This window comes from Paenibacillus sp. GQ49, from assembly GCF_059759055.1.
The window spans coordinates 206620-225257 of sequence record NZ_JCAXEL010000006.1; the positions used below are offsets into that span (position 1 = coordinate 206620).

Genomic DNA, 18638 nt, shown 5'->3' on the forward strand with positions numbered 1-18638 from the left:
TTATCATTATCAACATATATAAGGGGAGAAGTATATCATGTCACGAAGATTTAAAGGGCTGGGCATTATGCTGTTAGTGATCAGTATGATGCTGGCGGCATGTTCCGGTGGAGCTACTGAAGAGAAGGCTACAGCTGGAACAGCAGGTGCTCAAACTGAAGGAGCAGCGAGTACAACAGAAGAAACCGCCAATGAAAGTGGGACTAAGGTGGTGCAGGATCAGTTTGGAGAAGTAACGATTCCAACCCATCCTCAAAATCTGGTTGTGTTTGATTCGATCTATGCCGAGTATCTGATTGAAATGGGTGTTACACCCCAAATCGTTTTGTTAACTCCAGAAGTTGAAGCGGAATACCGCCCTGATTATTTGAAAGAACACGGGGTCCAGATCATTGAAGTCGAGCAATATCAATATAACTATGAGCAGTTACTTGCGTTGTCACCGGATATGATCCTTGCAGCTGGCGAAGGTATGGAACAGGGCGTATATGATGAATTGTCCAAAATCGCTCCTACGGTGGCACTGGATGCCAACAGTGAAATGAAACGTGCTATGCCAAAGCTGGCTGCCATATTCGATAAGACTGAAGAATCTGCCAAAGTACTGGCTGAATTCGATGAGAAAGCCTCACAAGCAAAAGAGAAAATTGCGGCAGCTCTGGGAGACAAGACCGTATTGGTTCTCCGGGTTGAGCACAATCGATACCGTTTCATGGGTCCCAAAGGAGGAAGCAGCAGTGTTTTCTTCTATGATATCCTGGGTCTGAATAGTCCTGAAGCGATCAAAGACTCTACAGATTGGTTTAGCCAGTTCTCCCTGGAATTCTTGCCCGAGATGAATCCGGATTATATTTTCCTGGAAGACAGAACCCTCGTAGGTTATGACACAAAGAAATCTATGGAAGATCTGAAAGCAAGCCAAGTGTGGTCGAATCTGGAGGCTGTGAAGAATGATCATGTCTTCCCGTTGAAGACAAGCCAATTCGTATCTGGTGTGGGTCCGATTGGTTCTGTAAAATTGATGGACTACGTTGTTGAAAAGTTGGTGCCATAGATGACTTTGGAGCCTCAACTGGATATCTACGATATTACGATTATTGGTGGTGGGCCAGCTGGCATGTATGCCTCATTTTATAGTGGTATGAGAGCCATGTGTACCAAGATCATCGAAGCCAAACAGGAACTGGGTGGATTCATGCGTACGTACCCGGAGAAGCTGATCTGGGATGTGGGCGGGGTTGATCCGATTCCCTGTGAGAAGCTGATTGAATCGCTGGAGAGACAGGCGAGAACGTTCGATCCAACGATTGTGTTTGGGCAGGAAATTGCTGAGCTTGAACGACGTGAAGATGGTGTATTTGTACTCATTTCCAAAACAGGGGAGCGTCATTACACACGTACCATCCTGTTATGTGCGGGCAGAGGCATGACTCAGGTGCAAAAGCTGGATGTCGAGGGTGCCAATCGGTATGAGCTGACGAACCTGCACTATACCGTAACTGATCTATCCCGATTTGCCGGGAAGCGTGTTCTGATCTCGGGTGGCGGTGATTCCGCAGTTGACTGGGCGAATGAAATGGGCAAGATCGCAAGTGAAGTTACGGTGGCACACAGACGTCATGCATTTACCGGACACGAGTCGCCAGTTGCTCAGATGAAAGCTCAAGCGAGCGTCATGACGCCATTTAGCATCTCACGCTTATACGGTACAGGTGACAAAATCGATCGTGTTGAGCTGGCCCATGTAGAAACTGGTGAGATCACACATGTTGAAGTGGATGAAGTTGTCGTAAGCCATGGGTATGATCGTGATTTTGGTAACCTTGTGCAATGGGGACTGGCGCGGGAAGATTACGGCATATCGGTGGATGAACGGATGCGCACCAGTATTCCCGGCGTATTTGGAGCAGGGGACTTCATCACTTATGGCAGCAAAGTTCGACTGATCGCAGGTGCTTTTAACGATGCGGTGCTCGCAGTCAACAGTGCCAAGACCTATCTGGAACCTGCTGCTTCCGATATGGCGGGTGTATCTTCTCACAATGCCCGGTTTTATGAAAAAAACAAAGCTCTCTCCAATACGTAGATAGGTTTGCGTGAATGGAAGGCAATCTGAAGAGCCCGAACAAGTTCGAGATTTCCTCGAAATTGTTCGGGCTTTTTTCAATAGAATGATGAAGTAAGGAAATGAAATACAAGTTGAAGAAATGATATAATCGTAACAAAGAAATATGAAAGATCACTATGGGAGGTAGCAGATGAAAAAAATAAACAAATTTATATCTTCTCCTCTTGAATTTGAGGTCTTGGAGCATGACCAGGTGATTGCCAAAGTGAAGTTGGATTATAGTAATCAAACGGTTGATGTATGGCAAGATCACAATGTATCTCCTGTTTTTCTCCCTTTTCCAAGCAAGTCTAAGGTAACCGTTGGGGATGTACTGGATTACTTTGAATCCAGATGCTTCCCTCGTACCAGACACCATGCCGATAAAATTTTGCAATCTTTAGATCTGAATGATTATGTAGCTTCGGAGATCGTAAAACAAACACATGGTGTGTTATATGATGATTATGTCTGGATTCGATTTTCTAATGAGGAGTTGTCTTGTGCTGATGTCCATCCCCGTTTTGCAGGTGAGCAAGGATTCTCGTAAGACTTTTGTCAGTAGTATCAAGATTTTGAGATATGAACACTTATTTGTGTGATTAGATATAGTATTTTGGCTTATGCATATTGAAAATAGCGACATATTCAAACCAAATAATACAGCGCCACCTGAATCGTTCTGGTGGGCGCTGTTTTTTGTGTAATCTTTTTTGAGCTGGATAAAGAGTCTTAAATCCCCAGACTGCCGATTTTGGCGACTGGATAGATGATTTTCTAAGGAACTCAGGACATCTTATTATGCCTTCATGTCCTCTGTTTAAATTGTAAGCAACATCAGACATGTTATATACCAAAATTCCCCAATAAAAACACTGAAAACGGCTTGTTAATCGGATATAGAGTGTCTCAGGTTCCTCCGATTTCTGCAGACGCTTCAAATCGTTGAATCAGACGTCTCAGATTTGTTAGCGCTTGCTCCATGTTTTGATCTAACCGGTGGTGAGCCTAGAGAACGACCCTGAATCCACGATAATGGTCCAAGACGTGGGCTTGATCAAGCTTCAGGCAAACCATGGCAGAAGTCCATCGAGACAGATCACTGCCGTGTTATTAGCCTTGACTGGAATAGATATTTCCTCTCCGACCCGTTGTCTGCGGTGCTGCAAGCCGAGGAAATGGCAGACCGGATTATGGCACATTAATTGTCGCTCACGCAATGAGCGTTAAGACTTATCAACTAGATATTCCATATATACTTATCCCGAATTGAGCCAACCATATATGTGAATATCTGGTGAATTTCTTGCTGTATAAGTCCATGATAGTTTGTTCTCCATTATACTTAATGAAAACGGACGAGGAGATGGACTCCAGATGAAAAAACAAATGATGGTCATTGCAAGTGTTGCAGTTGTGATTGTAATCGGAACCTACCTGTTTGCAAGCAATACGGGCAAGGAAGAGGCAGGTACAGCCAATGGGCCTAACATCAAAAAATTGGTGGAAGATATCAGCACAAGAAAAGAGACACCGGAATCTGCCTCCATTAATGCCAAACAGTTAATCGTCACAGATCAAGATAAACATACGACTACATATGATTTGCCTGAGAATGAGTTTTTCCTTTCCATTGCACCCTATGTGGACCAGACCCATCCCTGTGCAATTCATAGCTTGACCGGTTGTCAGGGAGAAATGAGTAATAAGGAATTCAGTGTTACCATTCACGATTCTCAAGGCAACACTTTTATGAAAGATGAAGTGATGAAGTCTGGTGCAAACGGATTTATGGATCTTTGGGTGCCTAGAGACAGAACCTATCTGATTCGTATTGTTGGAGATGGAAAGGTTGCAGAAACGCAATTGTCTACATATGAAAATGATAATACATGCATCACTACGATGCAGTTGAGTTAACAGCAATCAACAGAAGGGAAGGATGGCATTTGAGCTATCCTTTCCTTTTTTATTTGATAAAAGAATGGGAATAAGGTACTTTCCATTGACAAAAATACATTCCTACGGCATAATCCAATAGTGATAATGATAATTGTTATCATATAAATACATATTAACAGGGGAGAAAAGAGATATGAAAAAAGGGTTGAATGGACTGTTGATTATGCTGGCCTTTGTGCTGGTTTTGGCGGGTTGTGGTAAAACCGCGACTACAACAGATACAAGTCAAGGTAGTGACTCCGGTAGTGCTCCGGCTGAAGAGACAGCAGGTCCTGTTACCGTGAAGCATAAACGTGGAGAGCTTAAGCTGGACAAGCCAGCAGAACGTGTCGTTACGCTTGAATGGACATATACGGAAGATGTCGTTGCCCTGGGTGTTCAACCAGTAGGTAACGCAGATAACGCTAACTATAAAGTGTGGGTAACATCCGAAGCAGCACTGGATGACAGTGTAACGGATATCGGAACACGCAGTGAACCAAATCTGGAAGCTATTGCTGCATTGAAGCCAGATCTCATCATTGCTAATGCAGATAATAACACGGCGGTTTACGATCAGCTGAATGCAATTGCTCCAACGATTGAATATGATCCGTATGATGGTGACGGCTATGATTATGACAAGATGACAGAGATCTTTAATAACATTGCAACTGCTCTCGGTAAAGAAGACAAAGCGAAAGAAGTTCTGAGTAATCTCGATCAGCACTATGTAGAAGCCAAAGAAAAACTGGCTGCTGCGGGGAAAGAAAACTTCAACTTTGCACTGACACAAGCGTTCACATATCAAAATGCAGTCAGCCTGCGTATGTTTACGGATAACTCGGTTGTCATTGGTACGTTGGACAAAATCGGACTGGTTAACGATTGGCAGCCGGACAAAGTTGAAAACTATGGCTTCTCTACAGTAGGCATTGAATCCTTAACTGATGTGAAGGACAGTAACTTCATTTATATTACACAACCAGACGATGACGTCTTTGGCACAGCCATGAAAGATAACTCGGTATGGAACGGACTGAACTTTGTGAAGGAAAAACGCACATATCAACTCGATAGCACAACATGGACATTTGGTGGACCGATCTCCTCCAAAGTATTGGTTGATGGGGTAGTCGAGGCGATTACCAAATGAGTTCGGTTCAAGGATCTAAGCCAGCTATGAATTGGCGCACAATAAGCATATATGGGGGCGGTCTAACCGCTCTCATCGTGCTTTTTTTTGTAAGTCTGTGTTATGGAGAAGCATCCATTCCTTTGCATGTCGTTTGGGACGCTCTTACAGGCAGACAGGATTCATTAGAGCACAATATGGTTTGGGACTTGCGCATGCCGCGTACAGTGATCGGTATTCTTGCAGGTGGCGCACTGGCTGTTGCGGGCGCTTTACTGCAAACGATTACTCGTAATCCATTGGCTGCTTCAGATACGCTGGGCATTAATGCAGGAGCGTACTTTGTGGTGGTGCTGGGAGCTATCGCTTTTCCAGGCGTGTTAAGTCAGTCGCCTTTTCTTTTCGCAGCACTAGGTGGTTTGCTGGCAGCATTTGCGGCTTATTTCATGGGCGGCGGACGAACATCAAGCCCGGTTCGACTTGCATTGTCCGGTATGATTGTATCGATGGTGCTTGGTTCATTTACAAGTGCATTACATATTTTTTTCTCCATGGAGACTCAAGGGTTGTTCCTTTGGGGCTCCGGAACACTTGTCCAGAATGACTGGAGTGGTGTGTTTTATGCTTTGCCTTGGGTGGTTGGCATTACCCTTCTCGCGTTAATCCTGTCCAGACAGTGGGATATGCTGGAGTTGGATGAATCAACGGCTTCTTCCTTGGGACAAAAGGTTACATTGGCTCGTGCAGTAGGGTTAATTCTTGCTGTATTGCTGGCTGCTGTGATTGTCAGTGTAATTGGGCCGATTGGCTTCGTGGGACTGGTCGCACCACATCTGGTTCGATTGAGTGGTGTACGTTCTAACCGATTACTTTTACCCGGTGTGTTCATATGGGGCGCAGCGCTCCTGGTTGGAGCAGATGTCCTCGCCAAGATGGTGCATAACTCCAGCATGGAGCTGCCAACAGGTGCGGTTATGGCGATCATTGGTGCACCGTGGCTCATCTGGCTTGTTCTTACACGCATGAAGGCTGCAAACGGATCAGGCATGTCAACTTCAATGAGCACAGGAGGAGCTGCACGTCGCTTTGCATTTGGCCCGATGGCTGTATTATTTTCTGTCATAACCGTCGTGCTTATCTTGCTCAGTACGATGTTTGGCGGTATGCGAATTCCGCTGGCCGATTGGTTGCCGAGTCTATTCCAATCGGATGGACTGTTCTCCGCGCTGATTCAGCTTCGGATTCCGCGTACTCTTGTTGCCGCAGGTGCAGGAGCTGCACTGGCAATTAGCGGTGTGCTCATTCAGATGGCGGTACGTAACCCGCTGGCAGATGCTTCAATTGTTGGTGTGTCCTCAGGTGCAGGGCTTGGAGCGATGATGGTCATCATCTTATGGCCGGGTCTTCCGATATACTTGCTGCCAATTGCGGCAATCATCGGTGCAGCCATTGCTGCAGTGGTGGTGTTCTCCCTCGCCTGGAAGAAAGGACTGAACCCTTCGGCGGTTGTGTTGCTAGGGATCGCGATGTCTGCCATTGCTGGAGCAGGTATTCAGATTCTGATTGTCCGTGGTGCGGTATACGGTAGCAGCGGATATATCTGGCTGACAGGAAGCACCTATGCTCGTACCTGGGAACAGGTGAGGGTTATCGGATTATTTTTAGTTATTCTGGTACCGGTGGCTTGGTGGCTGGCACGCAGATTCGAACTGCTGGTATTTGATGACAACAGTGCATCCGGGCTTGGTCTCGGAGTACGTCGTACACGTTTATTAGCCATGACAGTGGGTGTATTACTTGCAGCAGGTGCTGTTGCTTGTGTAGGAACCGTTGGTTTTATCGGTCTGATTGCACCACATATGGTACGGCTACTGACGGGGAATAAGTTAAGACGTTCGATGTTCCTATCCGCATTAGCGGGTGCAGTCATGCTGGTGCTCGCCGATACAATCGGCAGAACCGTCATGGCACCAACAGAGATTCCATCAGGCATACTCATTGCGATCATCGGAACACCGTACTTCCTGTATCTGATGTATCGTTCCAACTGGCGCAAGTCGATGAAGTAAAGGGATTTAAAGACACAATGTAGAATTTGTAGTGAAAAGAAGCCCGCTCATGCATGATGCATGCAGCGGGCTTTTCTGAACGAACTGTGCTTAGATAATATGTCAGGACTTCGTCTACTGCGGGCTGTTGATAAATTTCATATATTGCAGCATTCGGCTCAATACTGCCGCACTCTGAGCCCGAGTAACCAGTTCCTTAGGAGAAAACATGTTGGTTTGTGTACCTTTCATCAAACCTTCTTCCAGCAAAATCGATACAGGGCTGGAAGCCCACGGGGAAAGAGTAGTTCTATCCGCTAACACATCCAGTACATCCGTGTTCCGCTGAGGCATCATTCCTGCAAACTCCAATGCACGGACGAGGACTGAGGCCATTTGTTCACGGGTAATGGCTGCATCCGGTCTAAATAAGCCATCACCGTAACCGTTGATTAAGCCAGCAGCCTGTGCAGTCCCCACGGCTCCAGCATACCATTGATCTGAAGTGATATCGGCAAAATTGGATGTTGGCTGGTGCTCAGGCAATCCTAAGGAACGGACTAGCAATGCAGCGAATTCGGCACGTGAAATCTCTTTCTTTGGCGCAAAGGTATTATCGCTTACCCCCTCGACAATGAATTTGTTCGCAAGCATTTCGACGTTGGTTCGTCCCCAGTGATCTTTCATGTCCGCAAACGCATGATTCGCAGAGACAACTGCAAACATGCTGTTCTGGGGAGTGAAAATGATAGCTTGTGTCAACTGGGCGTCCATGGTGAACAGGGAAGGGACAAAATACATCTGATCTTCTGCATCGATCCAAACGGCCGTTGATGTGGCGGGATCAACCTGTGAAGGGAGTGGAAGGATTCGTTTGCTATATTTGTGATTAGCATGTTCTGTCTGCTTCCCGTCGATATATAAGGTAAATTTCATAGGAGTGCCGATGAGTTCATAGCCTTGCTTCGCCACCGTAGCATTCAGGGTGCTGATGGTGCTAGGAGAGGCTTTTCCAATACCCATGGTAACAGTCATGTTGTCAGTCAGTGGGGGTAAAGTGTTCAGGGGCAGTTCATAACTCGTTCCATTGACCTCGAAAGTTACACTGGTTTCCGATTGCTTTTGAATACTCTGTAACGACTTACCCGGCAAATCCAGAAATACGACAGGAGAATCCAGATTAATGCGGATTAGTATTCCCAATTCTGCACCACTGAAGGCTTGCATGAGAGAAGCTGTATCAGGTTTGAGTCGGATTACAGTCTGACCGTCAGGAGCTATCTCTGTTGAGGCTGTTGATTTGATGTCCAGACCGTTAATTTCAAGCTTGACTGTAGCTGGATCTTCGGCCGGTGGCAAAACATTTGGGAACCCTGAGAACGATTCCGATCCTGAAGCTGGTGAAGGTGCTGGAGTTGTACCCGGTGATGGTTGCGGCTCTGGCTGCGGGGTAGCAAGGGGCTTTAATGTAATCATGCCCATATCCACGGCCTGCTCTGCCAGTACTTCGACGCTTCGTTCAGTTGTATTGTAGCCTTTGGCGCGTACAACAAGTGTTCGGGCTCCTACAGGGATCTGTTCCAGTGTAAAATGCCCCTGGCTGTCTGTAAATACACCGATGCTTTCCACAGAAACGGAGACTCCCTCCAGTGGAGTCATTTCTGTGCCATATACAGCCCCGGTAACTGTTCCAGCTTGGGGAAGTACAGTGATGGTTGCCGTTGCTGTATGGAAGCCATCTTCAGATGTAACCGTAATAATGGCTGTACCTGCAGTCACAGGCTGGACTTCCCCATGCATATCTACGGTGGCGACAGCCTCATTACTGGAGCTCCAGTGAATGGTATTGTTTGTAGTGTCTTCCGGATCAATGATGGCTGTCAGTTTAGCCGAGGGCCCACCAGTGGTCAGGTCCAGTTGAGATGGCTCCAGATGAAGACCGTTAACCGGAACGAACTGACGAATGTGTTTTTGTTCAAGTGTGAAGCGCTGCCACGCCTGTATGAGATATTTCCCTGTATTTTCATCTTCTGTCACTTCAAAGAGGTCTACAGCCTGCCCTGGACTTGTACCAGGAATATCGTCACCTGAAATATAGGTTACCGCACCCTCAGGTAGTATATCCCCAACCCATGGAGGATTGATGTCCGTGCGATCCAAGATGTAGGCAAAGGAATGCCCCGTTTGCGTCTGCGCTGCTGTAATGCTCGTTGCGCCCACCTCTAGTCCGGGCTGAACCGACGCATCCGCAATGCCTGGAGTCTTCGTAACAACGACAAGTTGCAGAATACGTTCAGTTGTGGCGGAGCCTCCATCCAGCAGCGAGAGGTTTACAGAGTACGTGCCGGATTGTGTCGGTGTACCGCCCAGCTCACCAGAAGGGCTCAAGCTTAATCCTTGGGGAAGTCCGGAGGCTGTCCAGGTAAGTCCTGAGCGCGCTCCATCATAACCTGCCAGGTCCATGGAGTAGGATTCATTCTGAACCGCCTGAGGCAGCGCGGTTGTTAATATGGCAGGGCGCAGATAAGGATAGCCATTGTTGATTGCAGGATGAATGTTCCAGGTATCTGTAAAATCCCATCCAGTATAAGTAGCCTGCTGCTTCATTTCTGTTGTTGTTTTCCCATAGATCTCAATTGTGCTTTGATAAGGATCGCTTGCTCCGACAGTCATACCCGATGTCATCGTATCGTAGTATGTATCCGTTATATTTGTTTTGTAGACATATCCACCGATCGCCCCCCAACTGGAGTAGCTTCTCGGATTCAGTGTGGAGATCGCGCCAGTTGAATATGTATTTTTGAGGATATTGTATTCATCTGTGCTGCTTAACTGATAACCTACAATTCCTCCAGCATATATATGGGAGGTAGGATGGTCCTTGACAGGCTCGTTAGCTAGATTACCGGTAAAGTAAGAATCGCTTATGCTACCCATTGCCTGGGAACCTATAAGTCCACCACCATGCAAATTGTCAGATTCGCCTACTGTAACGAAAGCAGCGGAGGAAGAGTGAGACAGACGTGCATTGCTCAGTAATCCTACGATGCCCCCTGTAGGAGTGACACTTTTGTAGATGTGCCCGCTTCGTACAGTTCCTTCCGTATAGACATGATCAATGCTCCCCCCGGATTGAAAGCCGACAAGTGCGCCTGTATTGGAGCCACCTTTAATATCTGCCCTCAGGTTAATATATTGAATGCGGCCGTTGGCTTGACCAAAAAAACCATTGGACAATCGTGTGTCGTTGTTTATCTCCAAGCCAGTGATCCAATGCCCCTGTCCATCAAATGTTCCACTGAACGGTACGTAGTCATTGCCGCCAAATGGAATCCAGTCTATTCCCGTCAAGTCGATATCCGCAGTCAGGCGGATGTTCTCTGTCAGATAAAGCTCCTGATTTTGGTCAATATACACAAGCTGTTCTTTGGTAGATACCTGGATCCAGCCGTTCTCAACCGGAGGAATGGCATTTGGCCCGTCAGGTTCTCCTTCTGCATTCACAGAGCTGTACACTCCCATTTGTCCCGCGATCATGATGAGTACAAGCAGTACTTTCATCATGGATAAACGTTTCTTCATTTACACTTCACTTCCCCTTTGGTTTGCAGTAATGAAATTATTGTTGAATGGATAAGCATGTGAGGAACCGAAACAGTCTATGCCTGTCAAGAAATAGTATAGTATATTAAAAGAAATGCGTTGTCTCGTTTTTGTTTCAAATTTGAATGGAAAGTAGTGTGCAGCATGAATCTTAGATCCGTGGAACCAAATTCCCCTACGCCATGTATTGTCGGTTTGACTCAGCAATTGGAGGTATTATCCAATTGGCTTGCTTCACCTAATGTCAATTCACAAATGTTTTCAATTTCGGGAATTGGAGGGATTGGCAAGACGACACTTCTCACGGAGATGGCGGCAGAGGCCAGGCGATGTTCAACGGTTACCTTGTGGATGGATGGACAGTTCTGCCTGCAGACGCCGCGCGCTTTTCTGTCTCATCTGGAGATGATTCTGGAAACGGAGTATGGTCGAACACGTGTCGCAGATACACCACTTCTTGCACATGTTGTTGAAGAGCTTACCCGTCAACGGACTGTCGTGATTATTGATAACTGTGAAACAATAGATCGGATCGATAGCTGGCTGTTATCCAGCCTGCTTCCCCTGCTAGTAACAAGCACAAGCGAGTTCTTACTTATTGTGGCTTCGCGGACAGGTCTGCCCATTCAGTGGCATACGAATCTTGTATGGGGCAATCAGATTCATTCTTTTGCTTTGGAGCTTTTCACTCGCAAAGAGGTTCAAGAATATGTGCAGTCAAGCGGCTTGCCACCCCTCGTACAGCAGGATATCGTACACAAAACAGATGGTCACCCGCTGCTGCTGGCGTTAACAGTGGATATGCTGCGACGTCAGGGAAGGGAGCGGGAGGACTACGCACAACAGATACCCGGCATATTGAGTGCAGAGTTACTCAAGGAAGCAACCTCTCCCTATATGTATGAGGCTTTGCAGATGCTGTCGCTGTTCCCGGCAGCGGATCAGACGATGCTGAACCAGTTGTTGAGTCATCCTCTGAATGCATTGGATTACACGGCACTGAGTACTTTATCATGTGTGCACACTGGAGCCGGAGGCCTTTCTCTGCATCAGTTGGTATCCCGGATGTTGAGGGAGGATTATGAAAGGCGCGACCCCAGCCATTATCAGATGATGCGTTCCCGGGTACTGGAGCTGCTTATGGAGCGGTATCCTTCATTGAACAAACTGTTGCAAATGCAGATTGCGGCCCACATATTGGAGTTGTACCGTGATCAATTGCCCTCGACCCATGCATATACGGATTTCACAGGGATACGTCAACGGGAAGTGGAACAGCAGATGTCTTTTGAACCTGAAGATCTTCCTTACTTGCAGCGTTTTCTTGCCGAATCGCTGGCACGTTCGGATTGGCAATCGGAGCTTATCGAGAACGGACAGTATTCTTCATTATTAGATGATATTGCTAATTATGCGCCGGCGGGGATACGTGTCATTCGGAATCCGGACAGGGTACCTTTGGCTTTCTGTGCCGGACTTTGGTTGCATGACCAAACGTTATCCATATTGGAGCAATATTCTCCTGATATTAGAAAAATGCTAGGTGACCCGGTCAACTCGGCACGCGGATGCTCTCCTGAAGCGGCTGATACCATATGTATCCTGTTAGCTGCGGTAGACGTGGGACAGTCTTCTTATCGGCCTGAGGAACTGGGCGGCATGCTGTTTCAATCCTGGCTAATTGATGCAATGAGCGGTCTGCGTGCAATCATTCCCACTGCGGACAGACAACTAAACATGTTACTCCCTCATTTGGGATTTGAGGAGTCGACGATGCCCTCTCAGCCATATGCCAGGGAGGATATGCATGTATGGGAACTGGATTTCAGGCAGGCAACCTTTGAGGTCTGGGTTCAGCGTATTCTAAGGCAGAACATTCGGACTGCAGGCTGCATCCCGCAGGAAGCCCCCCGTATCTTGTCCCGGGATGAGGTCAGACTGATGCTTCACCATATATATGATGATAAGGTACTTGAGGAGATGGTTCCTTTACAGGCAATGGGGTGCAAAGGAGTGAGGGCACGGGAGTTGGTCGTAAGCATCCTTCATGCTGATCCACCGACCTATCCGCTTACTAATCTGGAGCAGCGCATACTTAGGGAAAGTTATCTGCATAAAAATTATCGCAAGTCCGAGTTGGCCGAAGCTTTACATATGAGCCGCGCCACGTTTTACCGCCATTCGCGGCAGGGCTTCATCCATTTGGGTCATGCGTTCACACAGCGATGGATGGCTTTAAAATGAAAGGCCAGTAATTGAATGATACCTGATTATAACAACCCCAAAAAACGCGAGCCTGCTCCGGATTCAATCCGTCGCAGCTCGCGTTATTGGCTAATCCTACATGTTTCTGAGAATGCCGCTGTCCTCAACAGAAGCCACTGCTCGGAGAAGGTTCTCATTATCCTGCACCAGTGCCAGTCTGATATATCCTTCACCCGAAGGGCCAAAGGCACTTCCGGGTGTTGCGATGACGCCTGCCCGGCTGACCAAGTCCATGGTGAAGTGTTCAGAACTCTCATAATGAGCGGGAATCCGTGTCCAGATAAACATGGTCGCTTCGGGCTTCGTTATTTTCCATCCGAGTCTACTGAAGCCTTCGCACAGGATGTCCCGTCTTTCCTCATAAATAGCTCTGACCCGTTCAACCTCGGATTGATCTCCGGTAATGGCGGCAATTGCTGCTTTTTGGATCGGTAGGAACATCCCGTAATCCATATTGGATTTTAGCTTTTTCAGCATGGAGACCATGGTTGTATTGCCCACACAGAAGCCGATTCGAGCTCCGGCCAGTCCGTACGTTTTTGATAGGGAATTGAACTCCACACCGACGTCCATGGCGCCAGGGAATGCAAGGAAGCTTCCACATGACTTTCCGTCAAATACGAGCTCGCTGTACGCGTTATCGTGGAGCACGATAATATCATACTTCTTCGCAAAGGCAATCAGGTCAAGATAGAACTGATCCGGTGCCATCGCAGTTGTTGGATTGTTGGGATAGGAGACCAGCATGAATTTCGCTCGATGAGCGATATCTTCCGGTATATCCTGAAGCTGAATAACATACCCGTTTTCTTCTTTTTGCGGTATATAATAGAGTTCTGCACCTGCCAGTAACGGCCCATCCGCAAAGACGGGATAGCAGGGGTCAGGGACTAACACCAGATCACCTTCATCGACAATGGAGAGGGATATATGTGCTAGCCCTTCCTGTGAACCGAGCAAGGAACAGATCTGTGTTGCCGGGTCTAACTCGACCTGATAGCGTTGCTTGTACCAATCGCTTGTAGCTTGCAGCAACTCACTCTGATCATTCACAGCATATATATAATTAGCCGGATCAGCAGCGGCCTCGCATAGTGCAGTTATAATATGCTGCGCAGGTGGGATATTCGGTGTACCCACACTGAGATCAATAACGGGCTGACCGTTCTCCAGTCTGCGGCGTTTGATCTCCAGCAACCGGGTGAAAATTCCTTCGTTGAAATGATCCATTCGTTTGGCAAAGTTCATGATGATGATTCAGCCTCCAATCCTCTTCGTACGCATATTCATTAATAATAAATGGACAGCGACTAAAAGAGAAGAGCAGGGGAAAGCTTGCGGATCATGACTTTACTTTAAACTGACTTAGTTCGTCTTGCAGTTTGCCAGATAGCTGGTTCAACTGTTTCGACAGATCCGCTACCTGTTCGATACTATCCAGCTGATCCTGCGTGCTGGCGCTTACTTCTTCCGTCGATGCCGAGTTCTCCTCTGTGGTGGAGGAGATTATCTCCAGTGCCTGGAATATCTCATCTTTGTGTTTGTGTACATTGGCGGTATTAGTGGTAATCTGCATCATACGTTGCTGCAGATCTTTCAAGTCTTTGTTAATACTGAAGAAAACATGTTTGGTATCTTCTACGGATTTGGCATTCTCCTCCGCAATCTTCATACCGCGCATGGTATGTTCAACCGACAGGGTTGTTTTCTCTTCAATAACATTCACCTTTTTGTTGATTTCCTCTGTTGCCTGAGCCGTCTGTTCTGCAAGTTTGCGGACCTCTTCGGCAACGACGGCAAATCCTCTTCCATGTTCGCCAGCACGTGCAGCCTCGATGGAGGCATTCAGGGCGAGCAGGTTCGTTTGAGAGGCAATCTGTTTGACTGTATCCACAAAACTGGATATTTCATTCCGACTCAGGTCAATCTCCTGGATAATAGAGGACACCGCTTGGGTGGACTGATGATTTTCCTCGGACCATTTCGATAATTGTTCCACGACCGCAAGTCCTTGGCTGCTTTGATCAGCAGATGTCTGCACGACCGTTCCCATAGCCTGCGCATCGGTAGCAATTTCATCAATTTGGCTGGATAATGAGCCTGTTTTGCGTAAGATATTTTCCGTTTCGATGGACTGATAATTTGTAGCATTGGCAATCTCGTTAATGGCTGTTGATGTGTCATTCATGGTCACAGCCGTTCGTGAGGAGATATCTTGCAGATCATTCGACGACTGGTTCAGGATTTGCGCCGAGCTGCCGACCATTTGCAGCATGACCTGAATTTTCTGCACCATGGAATTCAAACCTGTAGCGATCTGTCCAATTTCATTATTAGATTTGATATCCAGTTGGACAGTCAGGTCACCTTGTTCAATCTGTTTAATCTTGGCCAGCAGCTGTGGTATGGAGCGTAACAGACGGCGAAGGGTAATGTAACAGATAATCACAAGCAGAAGGGTGGCTGCAGCAAAACCGCCAAGTGTAATCCACGTGAATGTTTTTAATTCCGCGAGAACTTCTTCTTCGGATATGGTCAGACCAACGGACCATCCCGTATCCTTGCTGGTAGCGTAGCCGATATACCGACGTTCCCCATTGTCGTTCATAAGTTGTACGCCGTTTTCACCAGCAAGCATTTTCTTGCCGATGTCCCCCATGTCCCCCGTACTGTCCAGGATGTTCTCCTTCAATACCTTTTCTTGATCCGGATGGTACAGAATTTCCCCGCTCTTGGACAGCAACATGGAATAGCCCGTGCTTCCAAGGGAATAACTCTCCATAATCACCGGGATATCCTTGAATGCAATATCCGCTGCGGCAAAGCCGATTGTGGTGTTGTTTTCGTCTTTGATCGGATAAAAGATACCCATGAGTACATCGCCTGCTGCAATATCAATGTACGGATCGGAGAAATAAAGTCCGTCTGCGTCAGTAACCGGCTTGTAGTATGGACGTGACTGGATATCAAAGTCCGGTGCAGATACGACACCATCATTTTGAATCCAAAAGCCTTTTCCATCCAGACCCGCGACCCAGGCATCGGCAAACGAAGGCTCTGCCTTAACGATAGCGGCGAGTGTCGCCTGTGTTTCCGCAGCGTAGGTTGAACTTTTCGCATCCGCAGCAGATGCTGTTGTTTCTATGTATTGCTGAAATAATGTGTTGGTGGACATTTGCTTGACCAGTGCACCCTTTTCCTTGAATAGTGCATCAAATTCACTAACAATGGCTTGTGTCTTGGTCTGGAGCATGGATTCCTGCTGTTTCACCAGAATGTTTCGTGTGCTTGCAAACATAAATGTTCCCAGCACGGTAAATACAACTACGATAATGACCAGCAGCACAATGGACAACGTATTTGCCATACTGGATGTCCGTGCTCCCGTTTTCCCCCACTTGTTCAACATGTTCGACATATTCCATCTCCCCAGATGATTAATTAAAAGCTCAAAACGCCTTAGTTATATGTCGGCATGATCTATAGTTTTATGTAGATTTCTGTCGAATAATCCTGAAAGCAACGGGAAGGAAAGGCATGAGTATGAGAACAGTAAAGGGGAGGAACGAAAAAAAGAGGAAAGGAATGAAAAAACGGGGATCGGTGGTGGTGGTTCATCCAGGCGATCTTGTTTATAATGGAATGAATTGGAACTACGGGAGGAAAAGGGGGATTATCTGTGAGTGAGTTATGGCATGCATCAATACAGGGGGTTCCATGGAATGCCGAAAAGATGCACCAGGCGGTGCATCTGTTGCGCCGCAGAGCAACGGTTCATTTTCGCGTTGGCGCGGATACATATGAGGACCTTGCCGAGCTCGATGCCAAAGTATTCTTTGCCCGGCCGGATCTGATCCTGCACATATCACATATGGACCCTAAAGGGGTATATTCATCCGGATTTCTGGGGCGACTGGCACAGTTGAAACATGTCTCTGCCTTGCAGCTTGATCTTTCACAGGCACAGGATTTGACGATTCTGGGTGCGATGGAGCAGATGCAGTTTCTAAGATTGAATTCACCTGCAAAGGCGACCGTGCTCGATTTTATTAAACACTACAAACGATTGACCTTTCTTGAACTGCGTGGCAAATTCAACGGATTTGCTTCTATTGAGGCATGCCTCCAACTGCATACACTCATTCTGAACTGCACGGTCGAAAGTGTTGATGTGTTAGCGGAACTGCCCATGCTTCAGTATCTGTCCCTGGATCACTGTGAGTTAAAAGGGGGACTGGATGTATTGACACAGTCGACCATATCGATGTTAAAGCTCAGCTCTGTTCGCAAGCTGACGAGTATTCAGGGACTCGAACAGATGCGCGGGCTGGAATATCTGCATCTGTCCTTGCCCAAGCTGGAGCATTTATGCGACTTTTCCCATATGACCTCTCTCAGACAGCTCGAACTGGACTATATGAAATCGTTACGGGATACCAAACATCTATGGACAGCCCGTGCTTTGGAGTCTATTGAACTGAAAGAGATGAATACGGCGCTCAAGGCGGATTCTTTTGCTGGACTGACCGGGCTGGAGCATTTGCGCCAAATCGATTTTCGTTTTATTGATGTTAACAAAGGACGAATTGCAGCTATGCGTGATCACCTGGCCAAGGCCGGAAAATCCCATTTGTTATATGAAAATATCCCTGAGCATGAACGCCTGAATTCTATAGGTATTGCGCACTTATCGCATGTATTAATGTAAACGGGCTTCTGGTCCAGCGTGTGTATACAGAGCGCACTCCGGTGAACGGACCGATTGAGGCGTGTAGATGTCATTGCTATCTAGGTGTTCGTATCCGTTAAGGCGGGCATGTTGATCTCTTTCACGCAGGCCGCTTTGGACAAGCTGATGATACATCGAACGATGGCGACCATATCCTGCAGGGGAATGCGGGTCCCATCATACTCGGCAAGTGCACGTTCCATCCCGTCTTCATACGGAATTTCTGCCGCCAGTTCTCCCGGGTTGATGCATGTCACCGCGATGCGGTCATTCCTCGTATGTTCTCTTAGAGCTTCCGTAATACCACGTATTGCAAATTTGGAGGCGACAAAAGAAACCTGGCTACTGCCTGCATTGCTCAAACCGGCTGTTGAACCGATCAGGATGATCTTCCCTGCTTCAGACTGGCGGAGCTGAGGCAGTAAAGCCTGTATACATATAATCGTAGAAGTCACATTCACATGGATCAGCTGACTGATATCTGCGGGTTCATCCCGATCAAACGTGTAGTGCTCTTCAAATCCTTCCTTTTCCCAGATCCCCACGTTATAAATAAGCACATCCAACGTCTCGCCTTGAAGTTGGCTGGCAACTTGCTCTGCGGCCTGAAGCTCAGAAAGATCAGCCTGAATCCATATTCGCTGGACGCCATCCTCCACGGACAGACTTTCCGGCTTGCTGCGGGAGACCACCCAGACCTTATCACCGGATTGTGGCACACCTCTGACAAATGCATCCCCTAATCCCTTGCTTGCACCAAAGACAATTATATTTTTCAAATAAAGCCCTCCTTATCGATTAGAAATTAAT

13 protein-coding genes are annotated in these 18638 nt (G+C 47.2%); 9 read left to right on the forward strand and 4 right to left on the reverse strand.

The window, feature by feature from the left end:
• The first annotated feature begins 37 nt into the window (after positions 1-37).
• From AC6CIF_RS13780 to AC6CIF_RS13805, 6 genes are all read left to right on the forward strand, one after another.
• Positions 38-1054, forward strand: a complete 1017-nt coding sequence (locus AC6CIF_RS13780) for an ABC transporter substrate-binding protein (protein WP_498200052.1) — start codon at positions 38-40, stop codon at positions 1052-1054.
• A 6-nt stretch (positions 1055-1060) separates the two neighbouring features.
• Positions 1061-2086 carry an NAD(P)/FAD-dependent oxidoreductase gene (locus AC6CIF_RS13785; RefSeq protein WP_498200138.1) on the forward strand — a complete coding sequence of 342 codons (1026 nt, stop codon included), beginning with the start codon at positions 1061-1063 and terminating at the stop codon, positions 2084-2086.
• A 172-nt stretch (positions 2087-2258) separates the two neighbouring features.
• Positions 2259-2657 (forward strand): hypothetical protein, encoded by a 399-nt coding sequence (locus tag AC6CIF_RS13790; protein WP_076214089.1) that lies wholly within the window; start codon positions 2259-2261, stop codon positions 2655-2657.
• Positions 2658-3484: 827 nt separating this feature from the next.
• Entirely contained in the window at positions 3485-4027 is a 543-nt protein-coding gene (locus tag AC6CIF_RS13795) for a CueP family metal-binding protein (protein ID WP_498200053.1), read from the forward strand.
• Positions 4028-4202: 175 nt separating this feature from the next.
• Positions 4203-5204 (forward strand): ABC transporter substrate-binding protein, encoded by a 1002-nt coding sequence (locus AC6CIF_RS13800; protein WP_076214095.1) that lies wholly within the window; start codon positions 4203-4205, stop codon positions 5202-5204.
• Positions 5201-7252: an iron ABC transporter permease gene (locus AC6CIF_RS13805; protein ID WP_498200054.1), complete on the forward strand. Its 2052-nt coding sequence runs from the start codon at positions 5201-5203 to the stop codon at positions 7250-7252. The genes AC6CIF_RS13800 and AC6CIF_RS13805 overlap by 4 nt, the downstream gene beginning before the upstream one ends.
• 114 nt (positions 7253-7366) lie before the next feature.
• Here AC6CIF_RS13805 and AC6CIF_RS13810 read toward each other — a convergent pair whose 3' ends face one another.
• Positions 7367-10813, reverse strand: coding sequence for an S-layer homology domain-containing protein (locus AC6CIF_RS13810; protein ID WP_498200055.1), 3447 nt, complete (start codon positions 10811-10813; stop codon positions 7367-7369).
• 165 nt (positions 10814-10978) lie between these two features.
• Between AC6CIF_RS13810 and AC6CIF_RS13815 the strand changes: the two genes are divergently transcribed.
• Positions 10979-13078, forward strand: a complete 2100-nt coding sequence (locus AC6CIF_RS13815; protein ID WP_498200056.1) for an NB-ARC domain-containing protein — start codon at positions 10979-10981, stop codon at positions 13076-13078.
• Positions 13079-13174: 96 nt separating this feature from the next.
• Here AC6CIF_RS13815 and AC6CIF_RS13820 read toward each other — a convergent pair whose 3' ends face one another.
• Positions 13175-14347 (reverse strand): aminotransferase class I/II-fold pyridoxal phosphate-dependent enzyme, encoded by a 1173-nt coding sequence (locus AC6CIF_RS13820; protein ID WP_498200057.1) that lies wholly within the window; start codon positions 14345-14347, stop codon positions 13175-13177.
• A gap of 94 nt (positions 14348-14441) precedes the next feature.
• Positions 14442-16517 (reverse strand): methyl-accepting chemotaxis protein, encoded by a 2076-nt coding sequence (locus tag AC6CIF_RS13825; protein WP_498200058.1) that lies wholly within the window; start codon positions 16515-16517, stop codon positions 14442-14444.
• A 119-nt stretch (positions 16518-16636) separates the two neighbouring features.
• Between AC6CIF_RS13825 and AC6CIF_RS13830 the strand changes: the two genes are divergently transcribed.
• Together AC6CIF_RS13830 and AC6CIF_RS13835 are read left to right on the forward strand one after the other, a co-directional pair.
• Positions 16637-16786: a hypothetical protein gene (locus tag AC6CIF_RS13830; protein WP_498200059.1), complete on the forward strand. Its 150-nt coding sequence runs from the start codon at positions 16637-16639 to the stop codon at positions 16784-16786.
• Complete coding sequence (locus AC6CIF_RS13835) at positions 16779-17807, forward strand: leucine-rich repeat domain-containing protein (RefSeq protein WP_498200060.1); 1029 nt, start codon at positions 16779-16781, stop codon at positions 17805-17807. The genes AC6CIF_RS13830 and AC6CIF_RS13835 overlap by 8 nt, the downstream gene beginning before the upstream one ends.
• Positions 17808-17887: 80 nt before the next feature.
• On the opposite strand, the gene AC6CIF_RS13840 is transcribed toward AC6CIF_RS13835, so the two are convergent.
• Complete coding sequence (locus AC6CIF_RS13840) at positions 17888-18607, reverse strand: SDR family oxidoreductase (RefSeq protein ID WP_498200061.1); 720 nt, start codon at positions 18605-18607, stop codon at positions 17888-17890.
• Positions 18608-18638 lie beyond the last annotated feature (31 nt).

What these genes read in the sequence shown, in the direction of transcription:
- AC6CIF_RS13780 (WP_498200052.1), top strand. Translation starts at nt 38, where the DNA reads ATGTCACGAAGATTTAAAGGGCTGGGCATTATGCTGTTAGTGATCAGT.
- AC6CIF_RS13790 (WP_076214089.1), top strand. Translation starts at nt 2,259, where the DNA reads ATGAAAAAAATAAACAAATTTATATCTTCTCCTCTTGAATTTGAGGTC.
- AC6CIF_RS13795 (WP_498200053.1), top strand. Translation starts at nt 3,485, where the DNA reads ATGAAAAAACAAATGATGGTCATTGCAAGTGTTGCAGTTGTGATTGTA.
- AC6CIF_RS13800 (WP_076214095.1), top strand. Translation starts at nt 4,203, where the DNA reads ATGAAAAAAGGGTTGAATGGACTGTTGATTATGCTGGCCTTTGTGCTG.
- AC6CIF_RS13805 (WP_498200054.1), top strand. Translation starts at nt 5,201, where the DNA reads ATGAGTTCGGTTCAAGGATCTAAGCCAGCTATGAATTGGCGCACAATA.
- AC6CIF_RS13810 (WP_498200055.1), bottom strand. Translation starts at nt 10,813, where the DNA reads ATGAAGAAACGTTTATCCATGATGAAAGTACTGCTTGTACTCATCATG.
- AC6CIF_RS13815 (WP_498200056.1), top strand. Translation starts at nt 10,979, where the DNA reads ATGAATCTTAGATCCGTGGAACCAAATTCCCCTACGCCATGTATTGTC.
- AC6CIF_RS13820 (WP_498200057.1), bottom strand. Translation starts at nt 14,347, where the DNA reads ATGAACTTTGCCAAACGAATGGATCATTTCAACGAAGGAATTTTCACC.
- AC6CIF_RS13825 (WP_498200058.1), bottom strand. Translation starts at nt 16,517, where the DNA reads ATGTCGAACATGTTGAACAAGTGGGGGAAAACGGGAGCACGGACATCC.
- AC6CIF_RS13830 (WP_498200059.1), top strand. Translation starts at nt 16,637, where the DNA reads ATGAGTATGAGAACAGTAAAGGGGAGGAACGAAAAAAAGAGGAAAGGA.